This window comes from Sneathia sanguinegens, assembly GCF_001517935.1.
Taxonomy (GTDB): Bacteria; Fusobacteriota; Fusobacteriia; order Fusobacteriales; family Leptotrichiaceae; genus Sneathia; species Sneathia sanguinegens.
Window position 1 is genome coordinate 22,351 of sequence record NZ_LOQF01000008.1, and the last position, 19,436, is coordinate 41,786.

The 19,436-nt window shown below is 25.6% G+C and carries 15 protein-coding genes; 7 read left to right on the forward strand and 8 right to left on the reverse strand.

What is annotated here, in order from left to right; all coding sequences use genetic code 11:
* The first annotated feature begins 6 nt into the window (after positions 1-6).
* Positions 7-762 carry a formate/nitrite transporter family protein gene (locus AWT65_RS04415; RefSeq protein ID WP_066729748.1) on the forward strand — a complete coding sequence of 252 codons (756 nt, stop codon included), beginning with the start codon at positions 7-9 and terminating at the stop codon, positions 760-762.
* A 24-nt stretch (positions 763-786) separates the two neighbouring features.
* Here AWT65_RS04415 and AWT65_RS04420 read toward each other — a convergent pair whose 3' ends face one another.
* The 5 genes from AWT65_RS04420 to AWT65_RS04440 are packed head-to-tail and all read right to left on the reverse strand — an operon-like array spanning position 787 to position 4,822.
* Complete coding sequence (locus AWT65_RS04420; RefSeq protein WP_066729749.1) at positions 787-2,115, reverse strand: autotransporter outer membrane beta-barrel domain-containing protein; 1,329 nt, start codon at positions 2,113-2,115, stop codon at positions 787-789.
* Between the two features lie 44 nt (positions 2,116-2,159).
* Positions 2,160-3,239: a M24 family metallopeptidase gene (locus tag AWT65_RS04425; RefSeq protein ID WP_066729751.1), complete on the reverse strand. Its 1,080-nt coding sequence runs from the start codon at positions 3,237-3,239 to the stop codon at positions 2,160-2,162.
* Positions 3,240-3,250: 11 nt separating this feature from the next.
* A complete protein-coding gene (locus AWT65_RS04430) occupies positions 3,251-3,919 on the reverse strand; it encodes a M48 family metallopeptidase (protein WP_066729753.1) in 669 nt (222 codons plus the stop codon).
* A complete protein-coding gene (locus tag AWT65_RS04435; RefSeq protein ID WP_066729755.1) occupies positions 3,897-4,316 on the reverse strand; it encodes a hypothetical protein in 420 nt (139 codons plus the stop codon). Before AWT65_RS04435 ends, AWT65_RS04430 begins: the two co-directional genes overlap by 23 nt.
* A complete protein-coding gene (locus tag AWT65_RS04440; RefSeq protein ID WP_066729758.1) occupies positions 4,313-4,822 on the reverse strand; it encodes an NUDIX hydrolase in 510 nt (169 codons plus the stop codon). Before AWT65_RS04440 ends, AWT65_RS04435 begins: the two co-directional genes overlap by 4 nt.
* Positions 4,823-4,938: 116 nt before the next feature.
* Here AWT65_RS04440 and AWT65_RS04445 point away from each other — a divergent pair, with 116 nt between their 5' ends.
* From AWT65_RS04445 to AWT65_RS04470, 6 genes are read left to right on the forward strand one after another with little or no spacing between them, the layout of a single operon-like run.
* Positions 4,939-6,210 carry an MFS transporter gene (locus AWT65_RS04445; protein ID WP_198142953.1) on the forward strand — a complete coding sequence of 424 codons (1,272 nt, stop codon included), beginning with the start codon at positions 4,939-4,941 and terminating at the stop codon, positions 6,208-6,210.
* Positions 6,197-8,779: a DNA mismatch repair protein MutS gene (gene mutS, locus AWT65_RS04450; RefSeq protein ID WP_066729762.1), complete on the forward strand. Its 2,583-nt coding sequence runs from the start codon at positions 6,197-6,199 to the stop codon at positions 8,777-8,779. Before AWT65_RS04445 ends, mutS begins: the two co-directional genes overlap by 14 nt.
* Positions 8,780-8,794: 15 nt before the next feature.
* On the forward strand, positions 8,795-11,371 hold the full coding sequence (gene alaS / locus AWT65_RS04455) for an alanine--tRNA ligase (protein WP_066729764.1): 2,577 nt from the start codon (positions 8,795-8,797) through the stop codon (positions 11,369-11,371).
* A gap of 22 nt (positions 11,372-11,393) precedes the next feature.
* Positions 11,394-13,400, forward strand: coding sequence for a hypothetical protein (locus AWT65_RS04460; RefSeq protein ID WP_066729766.1), 2,007 nt, complete (start codon positions 11,394-11,396; stop codon positions 13,398-13,400).
* 5 nt (positions 13,401-13,405) lie between these two features.
* Complete coding sequence (gene ruvX, locus AWT65_RS04465) at positions 13,406-13,825, forward strand: Holliday junction resolvase RuvX (RefSeq protein WP_066729768.1); 420 nt, start codon at positions 13,406-13,408, stop codon at positions 13,823-13,825.
* A gap of 55 nt (positions 13,826-13,880) precedes the next feature.
* The gene (locus AWT65_RS04470) at positions 13,881-14,993 is read left to right on the forward strand and encodes a tetratricopeptide repeat protein (RefSeq protein WP_066729770.1); all 1,113 of its coding nucleotides are present in this window, start codon (positions 13,881-13,883) and stop codon (positions 14,991-14,993) included.
* An 81-nt stretch (positions 14,994-15,074) separates the two neighbouring features.
* On the opposite strand, the gene AWT65_RS04475 is transcribed toward AWT65_RS04470, so the two are convergent.
* The 3 genes from AWT65_RS04475 to AWT65_RS04485 all read right to left on the reverse strand — a co-directional run bounded on the left by AWT65_RS04475 (position 15,075) and on the right by AWT65_RS04485 (position 19,292).
* Complete coding sequence (locus AWT65_RS04475) at positions 15,075-16,991, reverse strand: hypothetical protein (protein ID WP_066729772.1); 1,917 nt, start codon at positions 16,989-16,991, stop codon at positions 15,075-15,077.
* A gap of 112 nt (positions 16,992-17,103) precedes the next feature.
* Complete coding sequence (locus tag AWT65_RS04480) at positions 17,104-17,718, reverse strand: hypothetical protein (RefSeq protein WP_066729775.1); 615 nt, start codon at positions 17,716-17,718, stop codon at positions 17,104-17,106.
* A gap of 185 nt (positions 17,719-17,903) precedes the next feature.
* Complete coding sequence (locus AWT65_RS04485) at positions 17,904-19,292, reverse strand: hypothetical protein (protein WP_066729777.1); 1,389 nt, start codon at positions 19,290-19,292, stop codon at positions 17,904-17,906.
* Between the last annotated feature and the right edge of the window lie 144 nt (positions 19,293-19,436).

Consider the following 19,436-nt stretch of genomic DNA (forward strand, 5'->3'; position numbering starts at 1 on the left):
GATGATATGAAAACAATATCGGAATTATTAGAATATGTAATAGAGGCTGGAAAGCATAGAGAAGAAAAGAATCTATTACAATTAGCAATACTTGCAATATTATCAGGAATATTCATTGCCCTAGGAGCAGTAGGTAATATTTTTGTTAGTTCAGATATATTTTTTACAAATATAAATTTAGCTAAATTCTTGGGAGCTTGTGTGTTTCCAGTAGGATTAATAGCAATAATTTTGCTTAAATTTGAACTTTTTACAAGCAATTGTATGATGACTATAGCAGTTATAGAAAAGAAAATGAAGTTAAGTAAAATGTTTAAAATACTATTTATAGTATGGATATTTAATCTTGTTGGTGGAGTAATAATAGCATTTATTACATATAAAACAGGTACATTTAATGAAAATTCTATAAAAGTTTTACAAGTATATGCCCATCATAAGGTTACGACTGGTGCAGTAGATATGATTTTAAAAGGAGTAATGTGTAATATTTTAGTTTGTACAGCTTCTCTTTTAGGTTATATTGCTAAGGATGGGATTTCTAAAATTTTTGGTATTTGGTTTCCAATAATGCTATTTATTCTTTTGGGTTATAGCCATGTTGTAGCTAATATGCTATATTTACCACTATCATATATGTATGGCTTTGAAGGTGTTACTATACAAGCCATATTGTATAATTTTCTATTTGTTACAATAGGTAATTTTATTGGTGGTGGAATAATAGTAACTATGGGACTATGGTATGCAAATAAAAAATAATAAAGGGGCTTTTTAAAAAGCCCCTTAATATATAATACCTAAATTGGATTTTATCTTTTTATTTATATTACTTTTAAAATCTTTATTATAAATTTCTTGTTGATATGAAAGACTTGAATGTATATTGAATTTTTCATTTATTTTTTCATCAAATCCGAATTCACATTCCATGTTAATACTATTTAGATATTTAGCATAATCTAAATAAATATTTAATTTTTCATAAAAATTTTTGTGTTCAACTTTCATACCAAATCGTGTGTCAAAAATATGTTTGTTTATTTTTGGCATAGTAATATCTAAACTATTAGTAAATTTATTTTGATGATAATAATGATATATTTGTTGCACTTGTGGAGTAATAGAAACCATATTATAATTAAATTTTTTATTAATTCCAGTTTCAAAAGAAAGACTAGTAGCAAAAGCTGTAGAATTAGCATATTGACCATCATGAGAAGTCATATTTCTATTAAATCCAGAAATTTGTGCTAATGCATCATAATATATTCCATTTGAAAAACTTTTAGTATGATTAATACCAATACCAAACATTGTAGCAAGAGTGTCAGATACATAGAAACCATTTTTTTTATCTTTTAATATTTCTAATTTATTACCATCGCCAAATTTTGAAGTTTCATAACCTCTTGAATTTTCTAGTCCAAATGCTAAAAATATTCCAGTTGAACTATTATTATATACTTTATCTATTCCAATATTTAAATTTTGTATTATTGATTTTTTGAAAAAAGTATTATTTTTTGATTTTTGTTGATATTTTAAGCCTATATTTTTAATGAAAATAGTTTTAAAATAATTTGGAAATTTGCTTTCATTATATTCTGTCGTATATCTACCCCATAAATTATATTTATTATTTAATTTTATTTTATTTATCTTTCTATTGTCAAAATCACTAATACTAGATTTTAAAAGATCGATATTTGTATCTATTAGAGCAGGTTTTAGTTGAACATCATTGTTTGCATCTATAGTATCGGCGTAGAATTTTTTACCAGTACTAAATCTTATAAATCCATTTTTGCTTCCAATGAAGTAATTCCATGTTTTATTTAATGGTATATGCTCAATTTCTTTTATTCCATTGATTTTATATTTTTTATTATCATGTTTTATCTCAAGGATATAATTATCATCGCTTAGACCATTATTAATTATTTTAAATTTAAAAATCATAAACTGATTATCGATATATTCTACAGGTATGTCAGTATAATCTTTGTCAGTAATTATATATGTTTTTCCATTTGCAAAAAATTTGAATTTTAATTCTTTACTAAAAGTAAACATTGAACAAAATAAGAAAAAAAACATTAAAAATTTTCTCATAAAAATAACTCCTTTTTGGTATTATAAAAGATAGGAGTTTTCTCCTATCCAATAAATATCAATTCTCTTGGTGATTTTGTTATTCTTTCATGACCATCTTTTGTAATTAAAATGTCATCTTCTATTCTAACACCACAGAAATTTTCTATATAAATACCTGGTTCAACTGTCATAACCATATTTTCTTGTAACTTGTCATCACAAATCTTTGAACAATAAGGAGGTTCGTGTACTTCTAAACCAAAGCTATGTCCTAAGCTATGACCGAAGTATTTGTCCATATCTCCATTTTCTTTAAAATATTTTCTAACAGCTAAATCAACACTAGAACCTATTACACCAGGTTTTAACATTTCTATACCCATAGTTTGACCTTGATAAACTAAATCATAAATTCTTTGTTGTTCAGGACTAATAGAAGCTTTATCCCCAAAGAAAATAGTTCTTGTCATATCTGATGCATAACCATTGTAATAACAACCAAAATCCATAGTGATAAATTCATTTCTTTTAATTTTTTTATCACTTGCAACACCATGAGGCATTGAAGATCTGTAGCCACTTGCAACGATAGTTTCAAAAGATTTGTCTTCAGCACCATTTAATCTTTGAATATATTCTAAATGAGCAGCAATTTCTTTTTCACTTATACCTTCTTTAATTATTTTTAAAGTTTCTTTGAAAGCAATATCAGTTATACTTGCAGCTTTTTTTAGATATTCTATTTCTTTTTCACTTTTTACTTGTCTTGCATTTAGCATTTCATTACCAGCAGGAACTAATTCTACATTAGGTAAAGCCTTAGAATACATTTGATATTCTGCATAAGGCATAGCCAAATCATCAAAACCTAATCTTTTTATATTATGCTTTTCAATTCCTTCAATAATATGATCTATAGCTCTTCTTTCTATACGGACAAATTCAAAACCATAAGGTTTAGTTTGCATAGTAGCTTGTTCAACATATCTAAAATCAGAATAGAAATATTTTTTTTCCTTTGTTATTAAAGCTTGACCAGTAGTTCCAGTGAAGCCAGTAAAATATCTTTTATTAAAATAATCAGTTAATAAAAGACCATCAACATTTAAAGTATTAAAAATTTTTTTAATTTTATCGTTCATTGTTTCTCCTTCTATAATATTTTATTTAATTTTTTATTAATTTCTTTGTAATTTTTAAAATATTTATCAATGTAGTTATAGAAATCCTTACTGTGATTTGGATGAGTTAAATGTGCAATTTCATGTATTACAACAGAATCAATTTCTAATTGACTTTTTTTCATTAAATCTATATTTAAACTAATTTTTCTTTTACTAGGAATGCAAAGTCCCCATTTACCCTTCATACTTGTTATTCTAAGATTAACTGCTTCATTTTTAGTAAGGGTTAAATAAAAATTAAGTCTGTCTTGAAATAATTTTTTTGCCTTTGGATAATAGAGCTTGTTATATATGAATTCTTTAATATTAGTTGAATTAGTATATATTTCAATTATATTTTCATTGATATTAATAGTTTCATTAATACTATTAAAAATTCTTAAAGTATAAAGTTTTCCAAAATAAAGAATAAGTGAATTGTCACAATAAAGTTCCAATTCATTTTTTATTTTTGTGTAGTTTTGCATTAATTTCTTATTTTTTTCTATCCAAGCTCTTTTTGAAATAATAAAATTCTCTATTTGGCTTTCATGTAAATGAAGTGGTGCAGAAATATATACACTTCCATCAGGTCTAATTCTTAAATTAATATTTTTTATTTTCTTTCTTTCTACATCATAATCCAGTATTTTCATCATTTAATTCACTTTCAAGTAAGAGTTTAAGTTCAGGTTGAAGACTAAAAAATTTATTTAAAAAATTTTCAAAATTATATTCATTATATTTTTTTATTAAGGATATTATTTTTATAGCATGTTTGTATTCCCTAATATTTACCATTGTATTTTCAGTATAGATACTAATATCAAGATCAATAATTGCAGATTTGTTTGTGCTTTTTTCTGTTATTATTCTCATAGTATTAATTTTCATAATTTTAGCATCTTTGAAATTAATAACATATTTATTATTTAAAATAGCTAGATCCTTATTAATAACTAAATTTTCTTTAGCATTCATTTTTGCATAAACATATATTAGATAAATAATATATATTGAAATACATGATAAAAGAAATATAAATACAAAGGTCATTTTAATTCTCCTAAAAAATATTTTATTGAAAATATAGTCTTCATATCTAGAGCGATTTCTAATGCTTGATTTATAGGCAATTTAACAAGATCTAAATCTTCACCAAAATCTAAATGTTGTTCTTTTGGAATAGCTCCTTTTTTTAGTTTTATTGCATAAAAATATAGCTTTTCTGTTGAATAACCAGGGCTTACATATTGAGGATTTTTAAGGGAAATTATTTTTTCTACATCAGTTTTAAGAAAACCAGTTTCTTCATTAAATTCTCTGTAGCAAGCTTCTAATGGACTTTCTCCTTTTTCTATTAAGCCAGCAACGATTTCTAATAATTTTTTATCTGCTCCTGGTCTATATTGAGAAACTAAATATATATTTTCTAAACTATTATCAAAAACAGCTACACAAATAGCATCTTGTTTTACCAAATATTCAAGTGTAATTCCAGTTGTAGGATGTATTTTAGTATCACCTTTTAAAAATTTAAAATTATCTTTAATAGCTTTCATATCTTTTTCCTTTCTATAATTGAATTTTACTATATCTAAAATTTTTAGTCAAATACTTATATTATAGATATTTTTTAGTATTTTTGGTATAATTAAATGAATGAATAGGAGTTTGAATGGAGAAAATTATTTTATCAATTATTATGATAATAACAACAGGAATTATTGTTCAAATATTAGCAAAAAAATATAAATTAAATAAGAATCAATTAGTAATATTTTGGATGTTAGTATTTTTTTGGACAAGTATAAGTACTATAAGAGCATATAGAAAGCTATATGTAGTAGCACCTATTGAATTAGGTGGACTTGGGCAAAGTGCAATACTTGCTGCACAAGTAACTTCAGCATATGGGTTAATAAGCTGTATAATAAGATTACCTTTGTTTTTTTTGACGGATATTTTACAAAAAAGAAAAATTTTTATACAAATAGCAATATTTTGTATAATGTTAACTTCATTTTCTGTATATTTGAAACCTAGCGTAAACACACTTTATTACTCATCTTTAGCAATGGGGCTTTGTGCTTCAATGCTTGCAATATTCAATGTAATGTTTTCTGAAACTTTTTCAGAAAGTAATGCTTCGGTATCGGCTTCTATTTTATCAGTTGCTCCTTTATTAGCAGAATTTTTAGCAGCACCGATTCAATATATAGGGACTTATTCACAGGTGAAGATGTATAGTCTTTTATGGTTGTTTTCAGGTTTGCTTGCAATAATTACATTTACATTAAGTATATTTATAAAAGAAATTAAAACAAATTCTAAGTTTACGAAAGAAAAGGTTAGCTTGGTTTTAGCAAATAAGAAATTTTTAATAATTTGTTTTGTTGCAATTATAATTTCCTTTGTTAAATTTTCAACAAGTGGACCTAATATGATAGTTTATGCAAGTAAATATTTGCATATGCCTTCAATAATGCTTGCATATCTTGATACAATGTTTGCGACACCTCAACTTATTGCAAGTGTTTTGGTTGGGACATATTTTAAAGATAAATTTGGTATAGAAAAAACTCTACTCTTAAGTCTTTCAAGTTTTCTTCTATTTTATTTGATAATAATATTTACAAATAATCCATATTTAGCATTCTTTGGCTATATTTTCAATGGATTTGGTTATGGAGGAACATATATTTCACTTATGTCTATAGCTTTACAATATTTTGAACAAAAAAATAGAAACATTAGCATGGGAATTTTTCAAGGCTTCTTTGCTTTTGGAATATTTTTTGGAGATAGAGTGTATATCTGGTTAGCAAAGGCTCTTAAGGTTAATCCAAAGAATATTTTTATTTTAGTTACAATAGTTACAATTATTAGTATTATAATAGTATTTATTAAATTAGTTATGAAACAAGGTGTAAAAAATGTCGAAAATTGATAGTACAACTCCACTTATGAAACAATATCATGAAATAAAAGATAAATATAAAAATGAAATATTGTTATATAGACTTGGAGATTTTTATGAAATGTTTTACAATGATGCCATAATAGCATCTAAAATTTTAGGTTTAACCCTAACTAAAAGGAATAGAGAAAAAGGAGTAGATGTTCCTTTAGCAGGAGTTCCTTATCATAGTGTAGCAGGATATATCTCAAAATTAGTTGATGCAGGATATAAGGTAGCTATTTGTGAACAAGTAGAAGATCCTAAACAAGCAAAGGGAATAGTTAAAAGAGAGGTCATAAAAGTAATTACACCAGGAACAATAATAGATGTAGATAATCTTGAGGCTAGTTCAAATAACTATATTGCCTGTGTTATTATAGAAAATAATAAAGCATATATATCATATATAGATATTACAACAGGAGTATTTAATGCAAGTATTGTAGAAGCTAAAAATATTTCTTCATACATATATATGCTTGATATAAAAGAAATACTTATGACAAAATATACGAGTTTAAGTCTTGAACAATATTTGGAAGGCAAAAATTTAAGTACTACTATAATTGAAAAACCTAAAAATAGTGTTGAATTTTTAACAGATTTCTTTTCTATAACTTCTCTTGATAGTTTTGGAATAACAGATAAATTGTTAATCGATTGCTGTGCAAGTCTTCTTGAGTATATATTAGAAACACAAATAAGTATAGAAATAAATATACCTAAAATAAATATGCTACATAATACAAATTATGCTAATATAAATTTAAGTAGTTCAAAAAATTTGGAATTATTGAAAAATCAAAGAGATAAATCTACTTATGGTAGTTTACTTTGGGTTTTAGATAAATGTAAAACAGCCATGGGGAGTAGATTACTTAAGGAATATTTAAATTATCCATTAATAGATATTGAAAAAATAAAAGAAAGACAAAAAGATGTTAAGTACCTTATAGATAATATGCTTCTTAGAGAAGATATAAGAGACTGCTTAGCACAAACATATGATTTGCAAAGAATAGTTAGTAAAATAATATTTGGTAATGAAAATGGTAAAGATATTAGGGCCTTGTATTCTACTTTTAAAAATTATAAAAAGATTTATGAATTATGGAAAGAAAAATTTAAAAATGTAGATATTAGTTTTTTAGATATATTAGCAAAGGAAATAGATAGATATTTGATTGATGATCCTCCCTTTTCAGTTAGAGAAGGAGGTATGATAAGAGAAGATTTCAATGATGAAATAAAAGAATTGAATATGATACTAAAACATGGTAAAGACTATTTGCTAGATATAGAAAATAGAGAAAAAAATAGTACAGGCATAAAATTTTTGAAGATAAAATATAATAAATTATTTGGATATTTTATTGAAGTATCAAAATCAAGCGTTTCAGATGTTCCAGATAGATATATTAGAAAACAAACTTTATCTAATTGTGAAAGATATATAACAGAAGAACTTAAAGAATATGAAGATAAAATAATTAATGCTAGAGCAAAATTAGTGGAATTGGAGTATAATATATTTAAGTCATTATCTAATTTAATTAAAGATAAAAAGGAAGAATTGGGGGAACTTGCTAATATAGTTGCATACATAGATGTAATTGCAAGTTATGCTTATGTTAGTGTTACAAATTCTTATTGTAAACCTGAATTTAATGATAAGGGAGAAATACATATTTTAAATGGGAGACATCCTATAGTAGAACAATTAATTAATACACAATTTATTGAAAATGATGTACATTTTACAAAAAATAAGAATTTTATCATTTTAACTGGGCCTAATATGGCAGGGAAATCAACATATATGAAGCAAATAGCATTAATTTGTATTTTAGCTCAAATAGGTATGTTTGTTCCTGCTAAATCTGCTAATTTGTCTATAATAGATAAATTTTTAACTAGAATTGGAGCATCAGATGACATATTAACAGGGCAAAGTACATTTATGGTAGAAATGAGTGAGGTATCTCAAATTTTGAATACAGCAACAGAAAAAAGTTTGATTATATTAGATGAAGTTGGTAGAGGTACTTCAACCTACGACGGCTTAGCCATAGCCACTGCAATTTCTTCATATATACATGATAAAATAAAGGCAAAAACAATATTTGCAACACATTATCATGAATTGAATGAATTAGAAAATGAATATGAAAGAATAATAAATTATAGAATTAATGTAGAAGAAAAAAATTCAAAAGTTCTTTTTTTAAGAACTATTTCAAAAGGATCTGCAGATAAATCTTATGGAACTTATGTTGCAAAATTAGCTGGTTTACCTAAGATAGTTTTACAAGATTCAAAGAAAATTTTGAATAAATTAGAAAAAAGAAATACTCTTATTCAAAAAAATGAGAATATAGGTCAATTATCTCTTTTTGATAATCCAAGCTATGTTGAAAAAATAGATGAGGATAAGAGAAATGAAGAATTAGAAGAATTAAAAAATGAAATAACACAAATAGATATTAACAATTTAACACCACTTAAGGCATTAAATATTTTACAAGAATTAAAAGAATTTATTAATAATTTAGATTGATGAAGGAGTATAAAAATGACAGGAAATGAATTGAGAAAAAGTTTTATAGAATTTTTTAAAAGTAAACAACATCAACACTTCGAAAGTGCTTCTTTAGTTCCAGAAGATAAGACTTTACTTTTAACAGTTGCAGGTATGGTTCCTTTTAAAAAGTTCTTTTTAGGGGAAAAGAAAGCACCAACAAAAAGAGTAACAACTTATCAAAAATGTATAAGAACAAATGACTTAGAAAATGTTGGTAAAACACCAAGACACCATACTTTTTTTGAAATGTTGGGTAATTTCTCTTTTGGAGACTATTTCAAAAGGGAAGCTATTAGTTGGTCTTGGGAATATATTACAGAAGTTTTAAAAATAGATAAAAATAGACTATATGTTTCTGTGTATAAGACTGATGATGAAGCATATAACATATGGAAAGATGAAATAGGTATAGATCCTTCACATATAGTTAGATTAGGTGATGAAGATAATTGGTGGGCAGCAGGACCTATAGGTTCTTGTGGACCTTGTAGTGAAATTTACTATGACACTTTAAATATGGGAAAAAATAATGAAGAAATTAATTGTAAACCTGGAGATGAAGGAGATAGATTTTTAGAAATATGGAATTTGGTATTCACTGAATGGAATAGAAAAGAAGATGGTAGTCTAGTTCCATTACCTGAAAAGAATATAGATACTGGTGCAGGTCTTGAAAGAGTAGCTTCTGTTGTTCAACATAAATCTAATAATTTTGATACAGATATATTTGAAAAAATAATAAAATCAATAAAGGAAACAATAAATCTTACTGATAAGGATTCAACAGCAATAAAAATTATAGCCGACCATGTTAGAGCAGCAACTTTTTTAATTTGTGACGGAGTATTACCTTCAAATGAAGGAAGAGGTTATATATTAAAGAAATTAATAAGAAGAGCTTATGGAGCAGGAAGTATTGCAAATAAGGAAATATTTGATAAGGGGCAAAGTTTTCTATATAAAATAGTAGATTCTGTAGTTGAAACTATGGAAGAAGCTTATCCTGAATTAGTTGATAAAAAAGAAGAAATAAAAGAAGTAATAAAATATGAAGAAGAAAAATTTGCTAAGACATTAAAAGCAGGTACAGAATTACTTTTAGATGATATAAATAAGGGTATAAAAATAGATGGAAATACAACCTTTAAATTATATGATACCTTTGGTTTCCCATTTGAATTAACAAAATTGGTTTGTGAACAACATGGCATAGAAGTTTCTGAAGAAGAATTTAATAAAAAATTGGAAGAACAAGTTCAAAGATCAAAGAGTTCAAGAGTAGTTATGAGTGATATGATAAAAGATGAATTTATATCTAATTTCTATAAGCAACATGGAGAAACTAAATTTACTGGTTATGAAACTTTAAAAGATAGAGCTACAATTTTACATATTTCTAAAAAAGATGCTGATACTTATCAATTAATTTTAGATAAAACACCATTTTATGCTGCACAAGGTGGACAAGTAAGTGACCAAGGAATAATATATAATGATAGTTTTAAAGCAACAGTTAAAGATTTAATAAAAAAATCAGATATATTCATACACTATGTTACAATTGAAGGTGAAATACCTAATGTCGGTGATATGGTTGAATTAGAAGTAGATAAAGATTTTAGATCAAAAACTATGAGAAACCATACAGCAACTCATATTTTACATAGAGCAGTAAAAGAAATTTTAGGAGATCATGTTAATCAAGCAGGGTCATTAGTTTATGATAAAGGTTTGAGATTTGATTTTACTTATGGTAAGGCAATAGATAATGAAACTTTAAGAAAAATTGAAAGAAGAGTTAATGAAATAATACAAAATAATAATAAGTTGACAGTTACTTATACTACAAAGGAAAAAGCAGATGAAATGGGAGCTATAGCCTTATTTGATGAAAAATATAGAGATATTGTCAGGGTAGTAGATATAGTTGGTTATTCAGCAGAATTATGTGGAGGAACACATTGCCCTAGCACAGGAGTGATAGGTTCATTCTATATTGTTTCAGAACAAGCAAAGGCTAGTGGGGTTAGAAGAATAGAAGCTGTAACAGGATTTGGTGCTTATGATTATGCTAATGAAAATAGAGATTTATTGCATAATTTAGCTAATGAATGTAAGACAGATATAAACCAATTAGAAGATACGATTAAAAAGAATTTGGAAAAGAATACTGAATTAGAAAATGAAGTAGAAATATTAAAGGATGAATTAATAAGTCATAGAATATTAGATATTATACAAGATAAAAAAGTTATAAAAAATATAAATGTAGTATCTAAGGTTATTAAAGCAAATATAAAAGATTTGAAAAAATATGTAGATAAAATAAAGGAAAAACTTGATAATTCAATAGTTCTATTAGCTGCAGTTGAAGATGGAAGAATAGGCTTTGCTTGTGGAGTTACAAAAGAGTTAACAAAAGAATATAAAGCTGGAGATATAGTTAAGACTGTAGCCAAAATTACAGATGGTAATGGTGGAGGAAAACCAGACTTTGCTCAAGCTGGTGGAAAAGATGTAAGTAAGTTGAGTGAAGCTATGGGAGAAGTATTCAATAATTTATTATAAATATGTAATGTAAGGAGGAGTTTTGAAAAAAATAATATTTTTGAATTTAATAATTGCAACAGTAAGTATGTCTAATGCTACATCAGGCTTTATTGAAGGAATATATGATGGAAAATATGAAGATAGCTATAATATTAAAGAAACAGGATTAAGCACAGAAATTAATTTGAAAAATGAAGGAGTATCATTAGGAGCAACACTTAAGATGAAAGATGTATCTGTTCCAATTAAAGAACATACATTAGTTAATAGTATTTTTGATAATTCAAATATATTTATTAAGTATAAAACTCCTAAATTTAAAGGCATAGGTGGATATTTTAAGGGAACATTGAAACCAAAAGTAAAGAGAGAAAATGAATACTTATCATTTAAGACTAGCGTAGCTGAATTAGAAGGGGAAGCGAATTATGAATTTTTACCTGATTCTAAAATAGCTTTTAATTCTAAAACTGAATTTCCTTTTACAGGTAATGATATTTTAACAACGAATAAGTTGTACCTTGAAGGGAAAGATATTAAAAATCTAAAAAATATTAAGGCTAGTATAGAATTGAAAAATTCATACCATAAAACAAGTGCCTTAAGATATTTAAGCATTAATAGTGAAGGAGAATATGATGCAACTCCTAAGTTTAAATTAAATGGTAAAACAGATTTTAGATATCAATTTAATAATACATCTAAAGTCAAAAATATATTAACAGATGAAGATTTTGAACTTAATCCAAAGGATTATGAACATTCATATACTTTAGATACAAGTTATTTAACATTAAATGATAGATTAGAGTTAACAGGTGGAATATTTTTTCAACATATTTATTTTAATTCAGTATCTATAACATCAGATGAAATAAGCAAGATATATAAGTATAAAGATAAAAATACTGATATTTCTACTGTTTTATTTGATAGTTTAAAAAATATACAATTTGATGAAGAAGAAAAAGATTTTTTAAATAAACATAAAGAAGAATATGAAAATTATAAAAAAGTAGCCAAAATAGCTAGAGAAAAATATGAAGAGGGACAAAAAGATTTAGGAAAATCAAGAGAAAAAGCCTTTAAAAATATTATAGAAATGGAAAAAATTATTTTAGAAAATGAAAAAGTAAGAAAAATAGTTTATGAAAATTTGAATAAAATTAAAAATGGAGCTAATGAAAATAAAACACTTGAAGAAGTTCTTAATGAAATTAAATATAAATTTTATCCAAGTATGACAGTGCTTGATTTAGAAAATTATCAAGAAAGACCTGCAACAACATATGAAATTATTACAAACTTTATAAATAAAAAATTAGGATTAAATGATATGGAAGCAAGAAATATATATCCAAAAATTGCTCCGTTTATTGGAAGTATAAAGGAATATAAAGCAAAAAAAGATAACTTAAAAATTAAAATATCAAGTGATTATAAAATATATTCGCTTTTAACTACACTATGCAATAAATGGAGAGAAGAACCAAATGGATATATAAAAAAGCAAACTTTAATTGAAAAATTATGGAATCAAATATTTAATGATTCAGGATCTTCAAAATTATTAATAGATAATCTTGTAAATAAAACTATTTCTAATTTTTCAAAATTAGGTTTTGGTGTTCCTGCACATGACTTTAATTATGGAATTAAATTAGGGGCGAAGTATAAGATTATGGATGAATTGACATTTAGTGCAAATGGAATGTTTGCAGGTAATACAAGATTATCTTTTGAAAAATATACAAAGGGCTATGTTAAATTAGAAAGTGGTATTAAATATGATTATACAGAGGATGAGGATAATATTACTGTATCGCCAGAATTTAATGCAATAGCTAAGTTATATAATATTGAAAAAAGTTGTGATGCAGAATTAATTTTATCTCCAAAATTAAGTGCAGTATCAACACCTATTGATAATTTGAAAATTAATGGAGAAATAGAAATACCAATTAAATTTGATAATAAAGGTGGTAAAAAATTCAATTATAGTAATACAGCAATAAAAACTAAATTTAATATTAAATATGTGTGGTAATAGTTATGAAATATATAGGAATTGATTATGGAGATACAAGAATAGGAATTTCAACTTGTGATACACTTGAGATATTGGCTACAGGTTATTGTACAATTAATAGACAAAAAGAAGATGCAATAAAAAAAATATTAGAAATTTGTAAAGAAGAAGGTAGTTATGAATTAGTGGTAGGGAAACCTTTAAGACTTAATGGAAATAGTGAAATACAAGTTGAAAAAGTTGAGAAATTTGTAAATGAATTAAAAAAGCAAGAAGATAAAATAAATATATATTTTGTAGATGAAAGATATACTACTAAACAAGCAGAGTATTATTTAAATAATTTTTCTAAAAAAAATGGAAAAAAGAAAAGACAAGTAGTAGATATGCTTGCAGCAACTATTATACTTCAAACATTTTTAGATAGAAAGAAAAAAATTTAATAATTGAAAAAAAATAAAAAAACAAGTAAAATTGTTGTATACAAGGAGGGATATTATGAATAAAAAAATAGCAATAATAACTATATTTACTACATTCCTTTCATTTGCTGGACCTAAGGCAGATTTAGAAAAGGCATTAAATTTATTGGATAATGGGAAAGTTGTAGAAGCTTTCACGATATTGAAAAATAGTAAAAATGTAGAAGGGGAAGAGGAAGCATTTGAAAGAATAAATTATATGTTGGGAACTAGAGCTGATATTACTCCTGAGCAAAAAGAAATGTATCTAAAAAAAGCAAGCTCTGATCCAAAATCTAAGGGGCAATATGCAGTATTAGCTAATGAATTACTAGCTAAAGAAGCTAAAAACCCAAAAGAAAAATTAGTGTATTTAAACTTATTAAGGGATAGACTAGGTGATGATTTAGACATTTTTGCTGATTTAGCTTTTAATTATTATAAGGAAAGAGATATAGAAAATTATAGTAAAATTATAAAAGAAGCTGAAAGTAAGAAGGCAGAATTTAGAGATCAATTTTATTATGTTTTAGGTAAAGAATTTTTGGAACAAAATGAAGAAAACCAAGGAATAGCTATGCTTAATAAAGCGGCGGTTTCAGATTTTAATAATATAAAAGCACAAGTTTGTTTAGTTTTTGCAAAATTTTATCTTTTACATAAAGATGTTGAAACAGCTAAAATGTATTTGATAACTTCAGAAGCATTTACACCAAATGATGCAGATTTAATTAGTACCATAGCAAGAATATATTCAGAAGATATAAAGGATACAAAAAAAGCTATAAAAGAATATGAAAAAGCTTTAAATATTGAAAAAGATAATATTGAATATATTAAAGCTCTATTATTAGAATCAATAGCAGCTAAAGATGTTGAAAGAATTAATAAATATTCAGAAATGTTAAAGAAAGCTCAAGGTAATTATGGAGTAGCACAATTCTTATACATGGAACATAAGTATGATGAAGCAATAAAATATGCAAATAAATCATTGGAAGAAGGAACAAAAGAAGCAGATGTGTTATTAACTGTAATTTATATGGCAAATCATAAATTAGACTTAGCAGAACAACATGCAAAAGAAGCATTAAAAAATAATTTGTTAATAGCAAAAGAATTATTAAAAGAAATTGAAAAAATGAAATAAGGGCAATGTGATATTGTCCTTTTTTATTATATAAAGCAAGAAAAAACCCTAAAGTTAAAAACTTTAGGGTTTAATGAACTATTACCAAGAATATTTAATATTTAAACCAGTCTTGAAAGTTGTGCTTGAATAAGCGAATTTTCTTTTGTTATAAATATTATCATCATTTAATAAACCACCATCTTTTGGTGTAGTGTATTCAGTTATTACATGTTTAAATTCAATAGGTAATTCAACTAATCCAGCAATTTCTAAATTCTTAATTGGAGTATAAGCAATAGAAGCTTTAGGATTTAAGTTTAATTTAGCACTAAGGAATTTATTCTTATTTCTAGCATCCAAATTATCAACTGAACCTGAAATATTAAATTCTGGAACAACAGTTATGTTCTTAACTGGAGTATAAACATATTTAACACCAGAATCTAATCTAATATATCCAGTTATATCATAACCATCTATTTTATCTTCTTCATTATCTTCAAAGTTTTGAACATAAGTTCCACCTAAAACTGTACCAGCAGTTATTTCTAAATTATTAATTGGTCTATAAGCTACACCAAGTTTTGTACCAAAGTAAGCTTTTTCAGTTATGGCGTTTTGTCTTTTATCATTTTTTAACTTATTTAATTTTGAATCTGTTTTATCATCATAGTTATTTTCTTTTATTTTCTTTAAAAGAGCTTCAATCTTAGTGATACAGTCTTTTGCGTCCTTTTCTATACTATCATTAGTTGCTGGAACAACCGCATTCGTATTATCCCCTGCAGGTGTACTAGTAGATCCTGCAGCAGGCGTATTAGTTGTTGCTGAAGCAGGTGTTGTATTATTTTTCTTTATTTTTTCATTTAACTTAGTTAAATCATCATTTAATTCTGTGTCATCTTTAAAGTATTTTAATATTTCACTATCAATTTCAGTCTTACAATCATTTTTTATGTTATCTAATTTTGTTTTCAAATCATTTAGCTTATTAACATATTCATGCACATCTCCTACTTGTACAGTATGTCCACCAGTATGTACATGTTGTCCTAAAAGTGATGCTTTTAAATCTAATTTATTTTCTAGCATAGTATATTTTGCTTCAAATTCATAAGCTTGTGAATAGCTATTAGCTACTGTTAGTTTTTCATCATCATTCTTTAAGATATTCTTTGTAGTTTGTCCATCATTATCATCAGATGGTAAGTATAAGAAATCTGCATGAGCAGTAAGTGTTAAATTCTTAACATCTTTGTAATCTCCAACAAGTCCACCTTTTACATATTTTAATGGAGAACTTGTATCTTGATTATTTGAAGCATTGAAAATAGAATAATCATTTTTAATTTCTAAATAAGCATCTAAGTCTTTAATTACACCAGTTTCACCTTTAGCAGTTAATTTGTGAACTGAGAACATCTTATCTCCATATGTTCCTTCACTTGGTTTGTATAAAGGTAAGTGAGTAGAAGAATTTAAATTAAGATTAATTGTATCTAAAATGTATGATCCTTCTAATTCAACTAAAGCTTCACCTGCAAAACTTGCTTTGTCATTTTTATCCTTACTTACTTTAGGAATGAAACCTAATTTAGCTGAAGATTTAATATTCATAAATTCAGGTATTTGGTATTTAAGATATACATTTGAATCTTCAGAAAATTTATATCCTGCTTTATCTTTAGTTGGATAAAGTTCAACATCTTTTCCCATAAATTCAGCACCAAAACTTAAACCTATTTTATTTAAAGTAACTTCAGTTTTAACACCTAAATCAGTTTTAAAACTAGGCTTTGTAGAACCATCTTTTTCTGATTTATAAGTTTTCTTAGGAGTAGAAGCAGTATTAGAACTACCAGTACTAGGTGTTGTTATTTCTTTATCTTCTAACTCCTTTTGTGTAGTTTCGACTTTTAAGTTATTATTATTAATAAATTCAACATGACCAGAAACAGAACTAGCCATTGAATAAAGTGATGCAACTATAGTTGCCAACATAATTGTTTTTTTCATAATTTATCCTTTCTTAATAAAGTGGTCTATTTTCTTTTATTATACAACTTTTTTTAAAAAAAGAATAGTTTAAAATTGACTTATCATCATATATTTAAAATTTTAAATGATACTAATGTATGTTAATATCGGAAGTTAACCCGATACCATGTGAGTTTCCATAATTGAAAAGTTTTAAACCTATTACAAAATGTACATGAGAATTAACTATATTTTTTTGGTTAATTTCAATAGAGCTAAGATATATAGGTTTAAAATTGTTGGTACTTGATAGATTGGTTCCAACTTTTATCTTTATTTTACTATTCTTTATATTTTTTACATATTCTAAACCTAGTTCATTTAATGAACTATTATCAAAATATATAGTAGATGATATATAGCCTTTGAGTTGCTTTCCATACTTAGCTGTAATTGAAAGATATCCTATATTATTGTAGCCTATAATAGGTTTGATTTCTAAATCATCTATATTAAAATTTACACCAGCAAAAGCATCTATATTTGTAATATGCTTTTTCTTCAAATTTTTTGAGTTTTTTATTTCAATTTTATCAAACCTGATTTTTGAAAAAAAGTTCATATATTTTAAACCTAAGGAATTGGAGTATAAAAGTTTTGTATTTTTAGCTATGGTATAATTCAAATATATATCATTGTTTAAATTAAGCTCTAAATTTGCAAAACTACAAAATGGTACGAATAGAAATAAAAAAAATTTTTTCATAAATTCTCCTTTTTTTAGATGATAAGTCAAAAATATATATATCTTTAGGATATATCTTGACATTTATGAAAAAAAGGGTACAAATATATAGATAAATGAATTTCACAATTTTTTAAAGAAAATGGCAAGCCCCCTTGCTGTTTTTTTTATTTTAAAAAAAGCACACCGAAGTGTGCCAATTAAAACTATTTCCATTCATATTTTAAATTCAAATTAGGTTTAACAGAGAAGCTCTTGTATTTGAAGTTGTGTTTTGCATCAGTTACATTATATCCTTCAAAATTAACTGGAACTTCAACTGAAGCAGTGAAAGTTAAGTCAGTAATAGGTTTGTAATTTAAATTAACCTTTGGACCTATAGTTAAGAAAGATAAAGCCTTATTATTATGTAATTTTCTAGGTTCTGTTGGTTTATGAGTATCATCATTTGTTTTATAATCTAAAGTAGTATTGAATCCATGTTTAGTATAGATACCTAATTCTGGAGTTATACTTAATTTATTATTTATATCAAAAGTATATCCAACCTTAGTATCTAGAGCTAATAATAGAGTTCTAAATTCATTGAATTTACTAATATATCCACCTAAAGTAGTTTTAGCTTCTAAAGCTAATTTGTCATTTAAAGCCTTATATTCAACTTTAAAATCAACTGAAGGAACAACAGATACTTGAGCTTTATTGTCCTTTGTAGTATGCATTAGGTTTAAATATCCAGCACCAGTTAATGTTAAATGATCAAAACCAGTGTATTTAGCTTCTAAGCTGTATGCATGAGCGTATTTACCATTACCTTCTTTAAGTTCTTTCTTTCCATAATCAGTTCCATCTTGTTTAGCATTAGCTTCAACATTAGCCTTTTCATATAGATCTTTGTTACCTAAGAAAGTGTCTTTATAATCTAATTCGTTAGCTTTGATTGCAGCTAAGAATTGAGCATTAGCAGTTAATTCTAATTTGTCAATTGGGCTGTATGATAATTTACCTTTACCAGATACTTTTTTAACATCAACATAGCTGTGGTTTAAAGCTAATTCTGCATCTATACCTTTAACCTTTAAAATATCTCCCTTAGCATAAACTTTTTGAGTAGACATTGCGCTTGCTTTATATGTATTTGTATCTGCTTTGAATGGGAATTCTGTTTCAGAGTCAAAACCTAAATTTATATCTTTTAATTTATATTCAACATTAGCTTCTAATTTTGTTTTACCTTTTAAAGCGTAATTATCTTCTAATTCAGGATCAAATGTTCCTTTAACAAAAGTTTTTAAACCTTTGAAATCAGGTAATTGATATTTTACATAAACACTTGATTTATCTGCAAATTTTTTAGTTGTAAGTTTTAAATCTATTCCATTTGCATTGTTGTAAATAAGGTCTTCAGCCTTTATTTCTCCACCAAAACTTAAACCTAAGTTTTTGATTTCAATGTCAGATTTAACACCAAGTTTTTTAATTTGGAATTTAGTGTTGTCAAATTCATTTTCATTAAAGAATTCAACATTACCTTTTGTTGCTGCAAATGCAGTCATTGTAGCGATTAAGCTAGTTAAAATTAATGTCTTTTTCATGTTTTTTCTCCTTTAAAAGATTGTTTTATCTTCTAATACAATTATATATTGAAATAGTAATTCGCAAAGAAAATACAAATAAAAAAAACTAAACTTTTTTAACCTAAAATATTTTATCCTTATGTTCTTTTTAAATATAAAGGG